This is a genomic window from Pseudomonas danubii (genome assembly GCF_042980055.1).
Classification (GTDB): Bacteria; Pseudomonadota; Gammaproteobacteria; order Pseudomonadales; family Pseudomonadaceae; genus Aquipseudomonas; species Aquipseudomonas danubii.
Map to the genome: position 1 here is coordinate 6,533,939 of NZ_CP116502.1, position 15,413 is coordinate 6,549,351.

Genomic DNA, 15,413 nt, shown 5'->3' on the forward strand with positions numbered 1-15,413 from the left:
GTAGGACAAGACCTGCCAGATCAGCGGGGTGCGCAGTATAAAAAGCTCCCGACAGGGCTTTTCACTCTATAAGCAGCTAAATTCAGAGAGAAATCTCGGCAAATACCGCTTTCGCGGAGAAGCATTACCTGCTTTTTGCCCTTAAACCTCACTCGGAAAGGGCCCGGAGTATTGCACAGCCCTGGTGCATCGTCATGCCCCTACCTAGGGCGTATTTACCTGGAAGAAGGCTCTATCACAGCCCTTTCCCACCGGTTCCTGATCAGCCCTGCGGCCACGGCCCGGTTCCAGGCCCCATTGCTTTCACAATTTCTTCTGCCGCGGCTACCACCGACTAAGCTTCAGACAAGTCCGATCAATCTGCGTGAATGGATCAATCGACTATGGGCGCTCTGTGGCAGACCGATTCGCGTAAAAACGCAGTGCCAAACCACAGCGAGGACGAAGCGCCTTTACCCAAAAAACCCAGGGCCCACCGTTATGCCTGGCGCCTGTTCTGGCTGCTACTGCTGATCACGCTGATCGCCCTGGGTGTCGCCGCCACCCGGGAAATGCGCACCTCCAAGCTCCAGGCCCGGGAATTCAGCAAGCTGGCTCAAGACTTGAGCTATTCCCTGCAACCAGGCCCCAGCGACGCCATGCTCTATCCCGGCGCCGGCCCCTTCGACCGGCGTCTGGGCTATAGCGCCCTGGGCGAGTTCCTGCCGCGTCTGCTCAAGCGCGGCTACCTGATCGACGCTCAGACACGGTTTTCCCCGGCATTGATGGACTACAGCAAAAACGGTTTTTTCGTGCCCTATACCGAAAAAATCCAGGCCGGCCTGTCCATCACCGATTGCCGCGCCGCGCCCCTGTATCAATTCAATTACCCACAACAGCTGTATGCCAGCTTCACCCATATCCCGCCCCTGATGGTGCACAGCCTGCTGTTCATCGAAAACCGCGACCTGCTGGACCCCAAGCTGGCCCAGGCCAACCCGGCAGTGGACTGGCCGCGCTTCGCCAAGGCCGCCTGGTCCCAGGTGGCCAAGCTTCTGCACCTGCCCGGGCAGACCGCCGGCGGCAGCACCCTGGCCACCCAGTTGGAAAAGTACCGCCACTCCCCCGATGGCTTGACGGTGTCCGGCGGCGAAAAGATCCGCCAGATGATTTCCGCCAGCGTGCGCGCCTATCAGGATGGCCCGCAAACCCTGGAGGCCCGACGCCGGATCGTCCGCGATTACCTCAACAGCGTGCCGCTGTCGGCGGTTCCGGGCCACGGCGAGGTTCATGGCATGGCCGAGGGCCTGCGGGTCTGGTACGGCGCCGATTTCGATCAGGTCAACCAGGCCCTGTCCAGCAACGCCACCGATGCCAGGAGCCTGGCCCAGCGCGGCCTGGCCCTGCGCCAGGTGCTGTCGCTGATGATCGCGCAACGCCGCCCTTCCTATTATCTGGTCAAGGGGCACGCCGAGCTGGCGGACCTCACCGACAGCCATATCCGCCTGCTGGCGCAGAACAATGTCATCGATCCCGCCCTGACCGCCGCGGCCCTGGCCAGCAAGGTCAGCTACCGCGACTGGCAGCAGCAACCGACGATCCAGCCGATCGAAACCAACAAGGGCATCAGCGTGGCCCGCCGCCGTTTGGCAGCGCTGCTCAACCGCCCCTTGTACGACCTGGACCGCCTTGACCTGTCGGCCACCAGCACCTTGCAGAGCGACCTGCAGCGCCAGGCCACCGAGTACCTCAAGCAGCTCGCCGACCCGGCTTTCGCCGCGCAGATCGGTGTGCTTGGCGAGCGCCTGCTGACCCCTACCAGCACCACGCAAGTGCGCTACAGCTTCACCCTGTTCGAACTCACCCCCGACGGCTCGCGGGTGCGGGTGCAGACCGACAGCACCGACCAGCCTTTCGACATCAACGAAGGCAGCAAGCTGGAATTGGGCTCCACCGCCAAGCTGCGGGTGCTGACCACCTACCTGCAGATCATTGCCGAGTTGCACGACAAGCACGCTGGGAAAACCCCGGCCGAGCTGAAGAAGTTTGTGGTCAACGACCAGGACCGACTGAGCCGCTGGGCCCTCGACTACCTGATGCAGAACAGCGACCGCAGCTTGCCGAAAATGCTCGACGCGGCCCTGGACCGCACCTACTCCGCCAGCCCCGGCGAAGCCTTCTTCACCGGCGGCGGGTTGCATCACTTCAACAACTTCCGCAAAGAGGACAACGGCCGCAGCCCGACCCTGCGCGATGCCCTGCGCGAATCCATCAACCTGCCGTTCATTCGCCTGATGCGTGACCTGGTGCGCTACAGCACCTACGGCGGCGACAGCAGCAGTGCCGAGTTGCTCAAGGACGACGCCAACCCGCGGCGCCAGGAATACCTGGCACGCTTCGCCGACCACGAAGGCACCTCGTTCCTGCTGCGGTTCTGGAAGAAGTACCGCAACAAGGACACCCAGGCACGCCTGGACACCTTTCTCGACGGCATGCACCCCACGGCGATCCGCCTGGCTGCCGTGCACCGCTACCTGCTGCCGGACGCCAGCCAGGACAGTTTCAATCGCTTTGTCCGGGCCCATATGAAAAACGCCAAGACCGCCGAAAAACTCACCGACGAGCGCCTGGACAAGCTCTATGCCGGCTATGGCCCGGGAGCCTATGACCTGCCGGACCAGGGCTACATCGCCAAGGTCCATCCCCTGGACCTGTGGCTACTGGGCTACCTGATGAACAACCCCGACGCGACCTTCAGCCAGATCGTCAAGGCCAGTGAATTCGAACGCCAGGAGGTCTACAGCTGGCTGTTCAAGAGTCGCCATCGCAGCGCCCGGGACAGCCGCATCCGCACCATGCTGGAAGTCGAAGCGTTCCTGGATATTCACCAGCGCTGGCAGAGCGTCGGTTACCCGTTCGACCACCTGGTGCCCTCCCTGGCCACCGCCATTGGCAGCTCCGGCGATCGTCCGGCGGCGCTCGCCGAACTGGTGGGCACCATCCTCAACGACGGCGTGCGCCTGCCGTCCCTGCGCATCGACAGCCTGCACTTTGCCGCCGGCACGCCTTACGAAACCCGCCTGAGCAACGACCCTGGCAAGGGCAAGCGCGTGATGCCTTCGGAGGTCGCCACGGCGCTGCGCGGGGCCCTGTCACAGGTGGTGGATGCCGGTACCGCGAAACGGGTATCCGGCAGTTTCAAACTGGCGGACGGCACGCCACTGGCCATGGGCGGCAAAACCGGTACTGGCGACAACCGCATCGAGGCCACTGGTGCCGGCGGCCGGGTGCTGAGCTCCAAGTCCATCAACCGCACCGCAACCTTTGTGTTCTACATCGGCGACCACCACTTCGGCACCCTCACAGCCTACGTGCCGGGGGCTTCGGCCCAGGGCTTCAAGTTCACCTCGGCCTTGCCGGTGCAGGTGCTCAAGGGCATGGCGCCGATTCTCATGCCCTATCTGCAGCCCGGCAGCAGCACCCTGTGCCTGGGCAGCCTCGCCCAACGCTGAATCCATCCGCTGACCCGCCCCTCCACGCCACTCCATGGCGTGGATCGCCCGCCCATTGTGATTTTCCATCTCAGACCAACGGCAGCTTTGGATGGCGTAGAAGTGCTTGCGCAATCGTTAAGATATATCTTAAGTTATATCTGAACCGAACAGGAGAAAGAGAAAATGAGAGAGCCCCCTCACCACCGCGAACAGGGTGACGGCCACGACAGTTTCGAGCGCCGTCCCGCTCGCGAACGCGGCGGCCGCGGCCCCCGGGTGTTTGCCCCCGGCGACTTGAAGTTGCTGCTGCTGGCGTTGATCGCCGAGCAGCCCTGCCACGGCTACGACCTGATCCGCCAGATCGAAGGCATGTTCGACGGCGCCTACAGCCCGAGCCCCGGTGTGATCTACCCGACCCTGACCTTTCTGGAAGAAAGCGAAATGATCCAGGGCGACGCCGAAGGCGGAAAAAAGCGCTACAGCGTCACCGACGCCGGTCGTCTTTCCCTTCAGGAGCAGGCCATTGCCCTGGACGGTGTGCACATGCGCATCGAGGTCAGCAAGCGCTCCCTGCGCGGCCACGACCGCCCTGCAGAAATCCATGAGGCGGTGCACAACCTGCGCCACGCCCTGCAAATGCACCATGGGCGCTGGAGCCCGGAAGAAATCCTCCGGGTGCGTGACCTGCTGAACAACACCGCCAAGGCCATTGTCGATGGTCCTTTCAGCCACACTGCCCAGGAGAAATCCGAATGACTGCAACCCCAGAGCCATCCATTCACCGGGTCATGCACGAGATCAAGCGCCGGCGCCTGGAAGTCTTGCGCGTCGTCGACCTGACCCCGCGCATGCGCCGCATCACCCTCGGCGGGCCTGAGCTGGCCGGTTTCATCAGCCTGGGCAGCGACGACCATGTAAAGCTGCTGTTCCCGCAGAACGCCGAACAGCAAGCCGCCCTGGAAACCCTGGTGCTGGGCCCGGGCAAGGACAGCGGACCGATGCCCGCCATGCGCGACTACACCCCGCGCCGCTACGACCTGGAACAGGGCGAACTGGACATCGACTTCGTGCTCCATGGCGACGGCCCCGCTTCGACCTGGGCCGAGCAGGCCAAGCCGGGGCAGTACCTGCACATCGGCGGACCGCGGGGGTCGATGATCGTGCCGGACATCTTCGACAGCTACTTGTTGATCGGCGATGAAACGGCCCTGCCCGCCATAGCCCGACGCCTGGAAGAACTGCCGGCCGGACGCCGGGTATTGGCGGTGATCGAGGTTCAGGATCGAGCGGAGCGCCAGGCACTGCATAGCGCCGCCGAGGTCGAGGTGATCTGGGTGGAGCGTGATGGCGGCGCGCAGGACCTGATCAGCACTGTGCGTCAGTTGCAGGTCCCGCAAGGCAAGCTGTATGCCTGGGTGGCCACCGAGAGCAAGGTTTCGCGCCAGGTTCGTCGAGTGCTGCTGGATGAGCACCGGCTCAACGACGAATTCGTCAAGGCTGCCGGTTACTGGCGCCTGGACGGCAGCGAAGCAGAATAACTCCGCCTCACGGTAGGAACTGGCACACCAGCGAAGGCGATCTCAAGGCCCCCTTCGCCGGCAAGCCGGGGCCTACCGGGGTGGCGCCGGGCGCTTGCCCAGCCAGCGATCCAGGCCCAGCAACAACAACGACACCAGGACGAATCCCGCCAATATGCCCAGGGCATTGAGCAGTACTTGGGGATAGCCGAGCTTGTCCACGGCGATAAAGGGATAGGGGTACAGCCCCAGCACATTCCCGCGCAAGAGCAGATAGGCGAAATACAGTATCGGATAAAGCATCCATAAGCCGACGTGCCTCAGCCGCAGCCCCCCCTTGGGCACACAGCACCACCAGTAGATCAGGAACAGCACCGGCATCACGTCATGCAGCAACTCATCCGCCAGCCATTGCCAGCCCTGGGGATGCCACAGATGACGCAACAGCAGGCTGTAAGCCAACCCCACCAGGACAATGCTCGCCGCTACCGCGCCACTGACCGCCGGATGCAGCATGAACGCCTGCCCCCGGGAAATCCGCAGATTCAGGGCACAGGTCAGCACACTGGCCACCAAGGTATTGCTGAGTACGGTGAAGAAGCTGAAGAAGTTCACCAGCCCACCCAGCAGGCTGGCCCCGGCCTCCCAGCGCAACAACAGAATCAGGTACAGCTGAACCGTCAGCCCCAGCCAACCCAGCACTGCGGCAATGGCAATCAGCCAGCGTCGGCTGAGCAGCCCCTGCAGCGATACACCGGCCATGGAATTCCTCAGAGCGGACGCTTGGTGCGCTGCAACTTCACGTAGAGCTTCTCGACCTTTTCTCGTGCCCAGGGCGTCTTGCGCAGGAAGGTCAGGCTCGACTTGATGCTCGGGTCACTTTTGAAGCAACGGATATCGATGCGCTCGGCCAACCCCGACCATTCGTAGTGTTCCACCAGCGCCTTGAGGATCTGTTCCAGGGTTACGCCATGCAGCGGGTCGGTGTGGGTGTCGGTCATGCCAGGCCTTTGCGGGAAGAAAATAGGGAAAGCCGCGCACCTTAGCCGAGGGCATGCGCCCGCGCCAGAGCGCTGTTTTAACTGTAGCCGCCGTAGACAACCACGGCGATTGAGCATGAGAAGCAAAAAGTTCCTGGCTTTTCGCGATAAAAGAGATGTTATATTGTATCAATCAATAACAACTCACCCGCATCCTGGGCACCCCCGTGTCCTGCCTGTTTTCTGACTCAAAGCGCGCTGCGCAACGCTTGCCAAGGAATGACCGATGTCCCTTTCAGTCCCTCGCCCTTCCCGCTCTTTACTGTGGCGCCTGTCGCCGCTGTCCGCCGCCTTGCTGATTGCCTCCCAGGCCCAGGCCCTGGATTTGCCCCAGCAAGTCATCACCGCCAATCCTCTGGGCAGCACTGAGCTGGCCGCCCCCACCACCGTGCTGGAAGGCGATCAACTGACCCTGCAACAGAAAGGCAGCCTCGGTGAAACCCTGAACAAGCAGCCGGGTGTGTCTTCGTCCTACTTCGGTCCCGGTGCCAGCCGCCCGGTGATTCGTGGCCTGGACGGTGACCGCATCCGCATCCTGCAAAATGGCGTCGGCGCCCTGGATGCCTCGTCGCTGTCCTACGACCACGCCGTGCCTCTGGACCCGGTCAACGTTGAACGCATCGAAATCGTTCGTGGCCCGGCGGCCTTGCTGTACGGCGGTAACGCCATTGGCGGAGTCATCAACAGCTTCGACAACCGCATTCCCACCGAAGCCATCGAGGGCATTCACGGGGCCGGTGAACTGCGCTACGGCGGCGCCGACACCACCCGCAGCAGCGCCGGCAAACTGGAAGCCGGCGACGGCACCTTCGCCCTGCACCTGGACGCCAACTCCCGGCAGTTCAATGACCTGAAGATTCCCGGCTACGCCCGCAGCCGCCACGCGCCAGCGAGCGAAGATGGCGACGGCAAGAAAGGCCGCCTGGGCAACAGCGACGGTCGCCAGGACGGCGGCGCCATCGGCGGTTCCTACACCTGGGACGACGGTTATGCCGGCCTGTCCTACAGCAACTACGACGCCAACTACGGCTCCCCCGCCGAAGACGACGTGCGTATCCGCATGAAGCAGGATCATTACGCCTTTGCCTCGGAGCTGCGCAACCTGCAGGGCCCGTTCAGCTCGCTCAAGTTCAACGCCGGCTACACCGACTATGAACACCGGGAGATCGAAGGCGGTGAAACCGGCACCACCTTCAAGAACAAGGGCTACGAGGCGCGGGTCGAGGCCCGGCACCTGCCCATCGGCCCGCTGGAAGGCGTGATCGGTGCCCAGGTCAATCGCAACGAGTTTTCCGCCCTGGGTGAAGAAGCCTTCGTGCCGAAGACCGATACCAACAGCGGCGCCCTGTTCATTCTTGAAGAACTGCAAGCCACCGAGCGCCTGAAACTCAGCCTCGGCGGACGCCTGGAACACACCACCGTGGACCCGGACGGCAAAGGCAACGAGCGTTTTGCCCAGGCCGACAAGTCCAGCAGCTTCACTGCCGGCAGCCTGTCCTCCGGCGCGGTCTATACCCTGACGCCGGTCTGGTCCCTGGCCGCGACCCTGGGCTACACCGAACGCGCCCCGACCTTCTATGAGCTATATGCCAACGGCGCCCACGTCGCCACCGGCACCTATGAGCTGGGCAACGCCAAGCTGTCCAAGGAAAAGGCCGTGTCCAGCGACCTGGCCCTGCGCTTTGACAACGGCACCCACAAAGGCAGCGTCGGGGTGTTCTACAGCCACTTCTCCAACTACATCGGCCTGCTGGGCACGGGCCGGACCCTCAACGATGAAGGCGAAGAAGAGGCAGGCGGGATTCCGGAATACGCCTACAGCGGAGTACGAGCACGCTTCACCGGGATCGAAGCCCAGGATCGCTGGAGCCTGGGAGAAAGCGCCTACGGCAAGTTCGCCCTGGATCTGTCCGGCGACTACACCCGGGCCAAGAACCTCGACAATGGCCAGTACCTGCCGCGCATTGCCCCGCTGCGCCTGAACAGCGGCCTGCTCTGGGAACTGGATCGCTGGCAGGCGCGCCTGGATGTGCAGCATGCCGCCGGCCAGGGCCGAGTGCCGGACCACGAAAGCAGCACCGATGGCTACACCACCTTTGGCGCCAGTGCCGGTTATCGCTTCGATATTGGCCGTAGCCAGTGGCTGGCCTTCGTCAAGGGCGAGAACCTGACCAACCAGACCGTGCGCTACGCCAGCTCGATCCTGCGGGATATCGCCCCGGCCGCCGGGCGCAGTGTGGAAGTGGGGTTGCGTACCACCTTTTAAACCGTTCGCCGGCAAGCCGGCTCCTACAGATCTGTGTAGGAGCCGGCTTGCCGGCGAAAGCGGTTCTCAGCAATAACGTCGCGGATCAGCCTCGATCAAACTGGCCAACTGCGTCAGGGCAAAACGCAACTCGTCCTGGGTCGTCGGCGACATCAGCACCACCCGCACACAACGGGAGCTGGCACCACGCTCCACCTGGAACTGGCTGCCGCTCATCACCAGCACGCCATTGGCTCGGGCCAGGGTGGCGAACTCATCGCCAGTCCAGGGCTCCGGCAAGGTCAGCCACAGGTGATAGCTGTGGGGCTGAGTCTGAATCTCCAAGCCGGCAAACACTTCCCGGGCAATCGCCTGACGCGCCGCCGCTTCGTTGCGCTGGGTCTGCACCAGCTTGCGGTCCAATCCCTCGACAATCACGTTGCTGGCCAATTGCGCGGTCAGGGGCGAGGGCATCCACACACTGCTGCGGACCATCGAGCTCAGGCGCGACAGCAACTTCGGCGGGCTGTAGAGATAGCCCACGCGCAACGCCGGCATGATCGCCTTGGACAGGCTGGTGAGGTACACCGAACGCTGCGGCGCATAGCTGGAAAGCGGTTTGATCGACGGATCGGTGGCGAGAAAGCCGTAGATATCGTCGTCGATGATCAAAAAGTCGAACTCTTCGGCAATCGCCGCAATCTGCGCCCGGCGCTGGGGTGACATGATCGCCGTGGTGGGGTTCTGGCAGCTGGCGACGCACACCAGCAGCGCCGGTTTTTCCCGCAGGCACTGCTCGCGCAAGGCCTCGGGAATCATCCCCTGCTCGTCCATCGCCACGCCCCGCAGGCGCCGCTCCAGGCCGTGGGCCACGGAGATGATGCCCGGGTAGGTCAAGGATTCGCAGAGCAGCAGATCGCCGGCATTGCTCAAGGCGCTGATGGCCACCATCAACCCGTGCTGGGCACCGGCAGTCATCACCAACTGCTGCCAATGGGCTTCGGGCAAGGAGTGCCGCAACCACTGGGCACCGGCTTCACGATGGGCCGGATGGCCACCGTCGGGGGCGTAGTCCAGGGCACGACCGAAATCGCTGCTGCGGGCCATGCCCACCAACGCGCCGCGCAACCAGTACTCCAGGGTTTCGCTGTAAGGCTTGATGATCGACAGATCCAGGGCTTCGGACTGCCCCAGGGACAGCGACGGTGCGCTGGAACCTTCCGGCAACACCAGCGGCGGCTGCGCCAGCACATAAGTGCCGCGCCCGACTTCGCCCTGCACCAGCCCGCGCCGCTGAGCTTCGCTGTAGGCGCGGCTGATGGTGCCGGGGGTGACATTGAGGGTCACCGCCAGCTCGCGCAAGGTCGGCAAGCGGTCACCGTCGTTCAACAGGCCGCTGCTGATATCCCGCGCCAAGGCGTCGGCAATGGACAGGTAGACCGGCTGATTGAACTCGCTTAACTGGGGAACCCACATGGAGGCTGATCACCATCGGCTGCATTGAAGTGGGCCGGAGCATATCACAGGCCAGCATGGCCCCTTAACATCGACTCAATCGACCTATTGATTCGATCATCAGGCAAATGAAATAACCGCAAGCGACTCGAACACTTTATTCATGATCAAGATAAATACTTATAAATCAATAATTTATACACAAACCCAAAAGCCCCTGGCAAATCCTTCTTGAGAAACAATTGAATCGATCCAATTCATTGAAATACACTCAGCCAGCACCAACCCAATCGACTCAATTTTTCTCTCACCCACGCCAGTCGAGATGCCATGCACAGTCTCAGCAAGGACCTGTCCCTCTCCGCCGTGATCGCCGGCCTGATCGCCGTGATCATTTCCTACGCCGGCCCCTTGATCATCGTGTTCCAGGCTGCCCGCGAAGCCCACTTGCCCAGTGACCAGGTGTCGTCCTGGATCTGGGCCATCTCCATCGGCAGCGGCCTCACCGGCCTGCTGCTGAGCTGGCGCCTGAAGGTGCCGGTGATCACCGCCTGGTCAACGCCCGGCGCGGCGCTGCTGGTGTCGATGCTGCCCACGGTGTCGCTGCCCCAGGCCATCGGCGCCTATATAGTCGCCTCGCTGATCATTGCCGTGGTCGGGCTGTCCGGGGCCTTCGACAAGCTCATGAGCCGCCTGCCCAAGGCCATTGCCGCGGCCATGCTGGCGGGCATCCTGTTCCGCTTCGGCGCCGAGCTGTTCACTTCGGTCACCCTGCAACCGGCCCTGGTGCTGGCGATGATCGCGGCCTATCTGCTGGGCAAACGTTTCTCGCCACGCTACGCCATTCTCGCGGTGCTGCTGGTGGGCTGCGCCATGGCCGCCGGCCTCGGCAATTTCAATCGCGGCTCCATCACCCTGGCGCTGGCCGAACCGATCTTCATCGCCCCCGAGTGGAACTGGCACGCCATCGTCAACATCGGCCTGCCCCTGGCCCTGGTGACCCTCACCGGGCAATACGTGCCGGGCATGGCGGTGATGCGCAGCGCCGGCTACACCACCCCGGCGCGCTCGATCGTGTCCTGGACCGCCATCACTTCGGCGCTGCTGGCCCCCTTCGGTTCCCATGGCATCAACCTCGCGGCCATCACCGCCGCCATCTGCACCGGTCGCGAAGCCCACGAAGACAAGGACAAACGCTACATCGCCGGGATCGCCTGCGGCCTGTTCTACATCCTCATGGGGATTTTCGGCGCGACCCTGGCCTCGGTGTTCGCCGCCCTGCCCAAGGAGCTGATCGCGGCCCTGGCCGGCCTCGCCCTGTTCGGCGCCATCAGCGCCGGGCTCAGCGGCGCCATGGCCGATGAGAAACAGCGTGAAGCCGCGCTGATCACCTTCCTGGTCACCGCCTCGGGCATGAGTTTTCTCGGCCTGGCCGCCGCGTTCTGGGGGTTGATCTTCGGCCTGGTGGCGCACTTCGCCCTGAGCTACACCCGGCAGAAACAATCCCTCGCCGGGGCCACCGCCCCGCGCTGAACCTGCCCGGGCCCGGTGACTGTTACCGAATCCGAAACGGTTCATGTCAATAAAAGCGCTTTCTCTTGATGAGACGGCGCTTTATCCTTAGCCCCCTAATAAAGCTGAACCGTTTCATCTTTCCCCTTGAAATCAGTGGCCTGCCGTCCTCGATCAACTCGTATCGATGCCACGTGCCGCGCCCTTGCTTCTGCCTATTCCTAGAAAAAGACCTGACTCGAATGCCTATGCCTACTTTTCAGCGCCTAAAAGACAGCGCTGTCCTGACTCCCGTTGCCCTGCCCAAGACCCTGAGCCTGCTCGGCGCCCTGGGGTTTGCCGCCTGCGCCCAGGCCGCCCCGGCCTTCGACAGCGACTCGCCCTGGATGCTCGGCGACTGGAACGGCACGCGCACGGAACTGGCGAACAAGGGCTACGACTTCAAGGTCGACTACGTCGGCGAAATGGGTTCGAACCTGCATGGTGGCTACGACCACGACCGCACCGCACGCTACAGCGACCAGTTCGCCTTCGGCAGCCACCTGGACCTGCAGAAGATCCTTGGCTGGGATGACGCCGAGTTCCAACTGACCGTGACCAAGCGCGACGGCGACAACATCAGCAACGACCGGATCAACGATCCACGGGTCGGCGGCTTCACCTCGGCCCAGGAAGTCTGGGGCCGTGGCCAGACCTGGCGCCTGACGCAGATGTGGTACCAGCAGAAATTCTTCGACCAGAAGCTCGACATCAAGGCCGGCCGCTTCGGCCAGGGCGAAGATTTCAACAGCTTCCCCTGCGACTTCCAGAACCTGGCATTCTGCGGCTCCCAGGTGGGCAACTGGGCCGGCAGCGTCTGGTACAACTGGCCAGTCAGCCAGTGGGCGCTGCGGGTCAAGTATCACCTGACCCCAGAGGTCTACGCACAGATCGGCGCCTATGAGCAGAACCCGTCGAACCTGGACCGCGACAACGGCTTCAAGCTCAGCGGCAGCGGCACCCAGGGCACCCTGTTGCCGGTGGAACTGGTGTGGACACCCAAGCTCAACGGCCTGGCCGGTGAGTACCGCGCCGGCTACTACTACAGCAGCGCCAAGGCCAGCGACGTGTACAAGGACAGCAACGGCCAGAGCGCGGCCCTGAGCGGCGAAGCCTACCGCAGCAGCTCGAGCAAGCACGGCCTGTGGTTCGGCGCGCAACAGCAAGTCACCAGCCTGGCCAGCGACCATTCCCGCGGCCTGAGCCTGTTCGCCAACGTCACCGCCCATGACAAGAAGACCAACGCCATCGACAACTACGTCCAGGCCGGCCTGGTCTACAAGGGCCTGTTCGATGCCCGGGCCAAGGACGACATCGGCTTTGCCCTGGCCCGGGTCCACGTCAACCCGGCGTACCGCAAGAACGCCCAGGCCCGCAACCAGGCCCGCGCGATCTACGACTACGACAACCCCGGCTACCTGCCGCCCCAGGACACCGAATACAGCGCCGAGCTGTACTACGGCGTGCACCTGGCCAACTGGCTGACCGTGCGCCCCAACCTGCAATACATCCGTCATCCCGGTGGCGTCAGCCAGGTGGACGACGCGCTGATCGGCGGGATCAAGATCCAGAGTTCGTTCTAAAGCCGCGAGGCAAAAAACGACGCCATTCACAGTTTTCAGCTGAACCAAGCCCGCGCCTGATCGTCATCTACAGTGAAAAAGCGCGGGAACACTCTTAACGTCACGGAGAACCACACTATGAGCACTGAGGGTGCTTCAAGTCCGAGCCGCCGGCTGCCAAGCCTGCTCGGAGTCTTGCTGCTGCTAATGGGCCTGGCCTTGCTGGCCGGGGGGATCAAGCTGAGCATGCTCGGCGGCTCGCTGTACTACGTCCTGGCCGGTATCGGCCTGACGCTGACCGGCCTTCTGCTGCTGGCCGGCAAACGCGCCGCGCTAGGCCTTTATGCTTTGGTACTGTTCGCCAGTACCCTCTGGTCGCTGTGGGAAATCGGCCTGGACTGGTGGCAACTGGTGCCACGTCTGTCCCTGTGGTTCGCCCTGGGCGTGGTCCTGCTGCTGCCCTGGTTCCGTCGTCCGCTGCTGCGCGATGGCCCGGCTCCGATCGGCACCGCGGCCTTGAGCGTGGCCGTGGTCCTGGCCGGTGGCGCCGCCATTGGCAGCCAGTTCACCAACCCTGGGGAAATCTCCGGCGACCTGGGCCGCGACAGCACCGACATGGCCAGCACTGCACCGGCCATGCCTGATGGTGACTGGCAGGCCTACGGTCGCACCGAGTTCGGCGACCGCTACTCGCCGCTGAAACAGATCACCCCGGCCAACATCGGCAAGCTGCAGGAAGCCTGGCGCATCCGCACTGGCGACATGCCGACCGCCAAGGACCCGGTGGAGATCACCAACCAGAACACCCCGCTGAAGGTCAACGGCAAGCTCTATGCCTGCACCGCCCACAGCCAGGTGCTGGCTCTGGACCCGGATACCGGCAAGGAAATCTGGCGCTTCGACCCGCAGATCCAGGGCCCCAACGGCGACGACTTCCGTGGCTGGGCGCACATGACCTGCCGTGGCGTGTCGTACTACGACGAAGCCAACTTCAAGAACGCCGACGCCATCAGCCAGCCGGCCACCCTGTCCCCAGCGGGCCAGGCCATCGCCGCCAGCTGCCCGCGTCGCCTGTTCCTGCCTACCGCCGATGCGCGCCTGATTGCCATCAACGCCGACACCGGCAAAGTCTGTGAAGACTTCGGCAACAAGGGCGCCGTGGACCTCAAGGCCGGTATCGGCCCGTTCACTCCGGGTGGCTACTACTCCACCTCGCCAGCGGCCATCACCCGCAACCTGGTGATCATCGGCGGCCACGTCACCGACAACGAATCGACCAACGAGCCGTCCGGCGTGATCCGCGCCTTCGACGCGCACGACGGTCACCTGGTGTGGAACTGGGATTCGGGCAACCCCGACGAAACCGCTCCCCTGCCAGAAGGCCAGACCTACACCCGCAACTCGCCGAACATGTGGTCCCTGGCCAGCGTCGACGAGAAACTGGGCATGGTCTACCTGCCACTGGGCAACCAGATGCCTGACCAGTGGGGCGGCAACCGCACCGCAGGCGCCGAGAAATTCAGCGCCGGCACCGTGGCCCTGGACATCGACACCGGCAAGCTGCGCTGGAACTACCAGTTCACCCACCACGACCTGTGGGACATGGACGTGGGCAGCCAGCCGACCCTGCTGGACATGAAGACCGCGGACGGCGTCAAGCCGGCGCTGATCCAGCCGACCAAGCAAGGCAGCCTGTACGTACTGGACCGTCGCGACGGCACCCCGATCGTGCCGATCCGTGAAGTACCGGCCCCGACCGGCGCTGTCGAAGGCGACCACACCGCACCGACCCAGGCCCGTTCGGACCTGAACCTGCTGCCGCCGCCACTGGACGAGAAAGCCATGTGGGGCGCCACGCCGTTCGACCAGATGCTGTGCCGCATCCAGTTCAAGGAACTGCGCTATGAAGGTCAGTACACCCCGCCGTCGGTGCAGGGCAGCCTGATCTACCCGGGTAACGTCGGCGTGTTCAACTGGGGCAGCGTCTCGCTGGACCCGGTGCGCCAGTTGCTGTTCACCAGCCCGAACTACATGGCCTTCGTTTCCAAGCTGGTGCCGCGCGCCGAAGTCGCCGCCGGCAGCAAGCGCGAAAGCGAAACCTCGGGCGTGCAACCCAACACCGGCGCGCCTTACGCGGTGATCATGCACCCGTTCATGTCGCCTCTGGGCGTACCTTGCCAAGCACCGGCCTGGGGCTACGTGGCCGGTATCGACCTGACCACCAATAAAGTGGTGTGGAAGCACAAGAACGGCACCAGCCGCGACAGCTCGCCGATCCCCATCGGCCTGCCAATCGGCGTACCGAGCATGGGCGGCTCCATGGTTACTGGCGGTGGCGTGGGCTTCCTCAGCGGCACCCTGGACCAGTACATCCGCGCCTATGACGTGAAAAACGGCAAGGAACTGTGGAAATCCCGCTTGCCAGCAGGCGGCCAGGCCACGCCGATGAGCTACACCGGCAAGGACGGCCAGCAGTACGTCCTGGTGGTGGTGGGCGGCCACGGCTCTCTGGGCACCAAGATGGGCGACTACATCATTGCCTACAAACTGGCGGAATAAGCTTTACCGGC

General features: G+C 63.6%; 10 protein-coding genes. 7 read left to right on the forward strand and 3 right to left on the reverse strand.

Annotated elements, in window-relative coordinates; all coding sequences use genetic code 11:
* Positions 1-383 precede the first annotated feature (383 nt).
* The 3 genes from PFZ56_RS29410 to PFZ56_RS29420 all read left to right on the forward strand — a co-directional run bounded on the left by PFZ56_RS29410 (position 384) and on the right by PFZ56_RS29420 (position 5,011).
* On the forward strand, positions 384-3,491 hold the full coding sequence (locus PFZ56_RS29410) for a biosynthetic peptidoglycan transglycosylase (protein ID WP_170004730.1): 3,108 nt from the start codon (positions 384-386) through the stop codon (positions 3,489-3,491).
* A 165-nt stretch (positions 3,492-3,656) separates the two neighbouring features.
* On the forward strand, positions 3,657-4,229 hold the full coding sequence (locus PFZ56_RS29415) for a PadR family transcriptional regulator (RefSeq protein WP_170004728.1): 573 nt from the start codon (positions 3,657-3,659) through the stop codon (positions 4,227-4,229).
* Entirely contained in the window at positions 4,226-5,011 is a 786-nt protein-coding gene (locus PFZ56_RS29420; protein ID WP_102880774.1) for a siderophore-interacting protein, read from the forward strand. The genes PFZ56_RS29415 and PFZ56_RS29420 overlap by 4 nt, the downstream gene beginning before the upstream one ends.
* A 72-nt stretch (positions 5,012-5,083) precedes the next feature.
* Here the strand turns inward: PFZ56_RS29420 and PFZ56_RS29425 are convergent, their stop codons facing one another.
* Both PFZ56_RS29425 and PFZ56_RS29430 read right to left on the reverse strand, forming a co-directional pair.
* Positions 5,084-5,752 (reverse strand): Pr6Pr family membrane protein, encoded by a 669-nt coding sequence (locus PFZ56_RS29425; RefSeq protein WP_170004726.1) that lies wholly within the window; start codon positions 5,750-5,752, stop codon positions 5,084-5,086.
* A gap of 8 nt (positions 5,753-5,760) precedes the next feature.
* Complete coding sequence (locus tag PFZ56_RS29430; RefSeq protein WP_019093117.1) at positions 5,761-5,991, reverse strand: VF530 family DNA-binding protein; 231 nt, start codon at positions 5,989-5,991, stop codon at positions 5,761-5,763.
* A gap of 265 nt (positions 5,992-6,256) precedes the next feature.
* On the opposite strand from PFZ56_RS29430, the gene PFZ56_RS29435 reads away from it, so the two are divergent.
* Complete coding sequence (locus tag PFZ56_RS29435) at positions 6,257-8,296, forward strand: TonB-dependent receptor (protein WP_110594926.1); 2,040 nt, start codon at positions 6,257-6,259, stop codon at positions 8,294-8,296.
* A gap of 66 nt (positions 8,297-8,362) precedes the next feature.
* Here PFZ56_RS29435 and PFZ56_RS29440 read toward each other — a convergent pair whose 3' ends face one another.
* Positions 8,363-9,751, reverse strand: a complete 1,389-nt coding sequence (locus PFZ56_RS29440) for a PLP-dependent aminotransferase family protein (RefSeq protein WP_170004724.1) — start codon at positions 9,749-9,751, stop codon at positions 8,363-8,365.
* 309 nt (positions 9,752-10,060) lie between these two features.
* Here PFZ56_RS29440 and PFZ56_RS29445 point away from each other — a divergent pair, with 309 nt between their 5' ends.
* The 3 genes from PFZ56_RS29445 (at position 10,061) to PFZ56_RS29455 (ending at position 15,402) form a co-directional block, all read left to right on the forward strand.
* Positions 10,061-11,263 carry a benzoate/H(+) symporter BenE family transporter gene (locus tag PFZ56_RS29445; protein WP_170004722.1) on the forward strand — a complete coding sequence of 401 codons (1,203 nt, stop codon included), beginning with the start codon at positions 10,061-10,063 and terminating at the stop codon, positions 11,261-11,263.
* Positions 11,264-11,490: 227 nt separating this feature from the next.
* Entirely contained in the window at positions 11,491-12,864 is a 1,374-nt protein-coding gene (locus PFZ56_RS29450; protein ID WP_110594929.1) for a carbohydrate porin, read from the forward strand.
* A 117-nt stretch (positions 12,865-12,981) separates the two neighbouring features.
* Complete coding sequence (locus tag PFZ56_RS29455; protein WP_170004720.1) at positions 12,982-15,402, forward strand: glucose/quinate/shikimate family membrane-bound PQQ-dependent dehydrogenase; 2,421 nt, start codon at positions 12,982-12,984, stop codon at positions 15,400-15,402.
* Positions 15,403-15,413 lie beyond the last annotated feature (11 nt).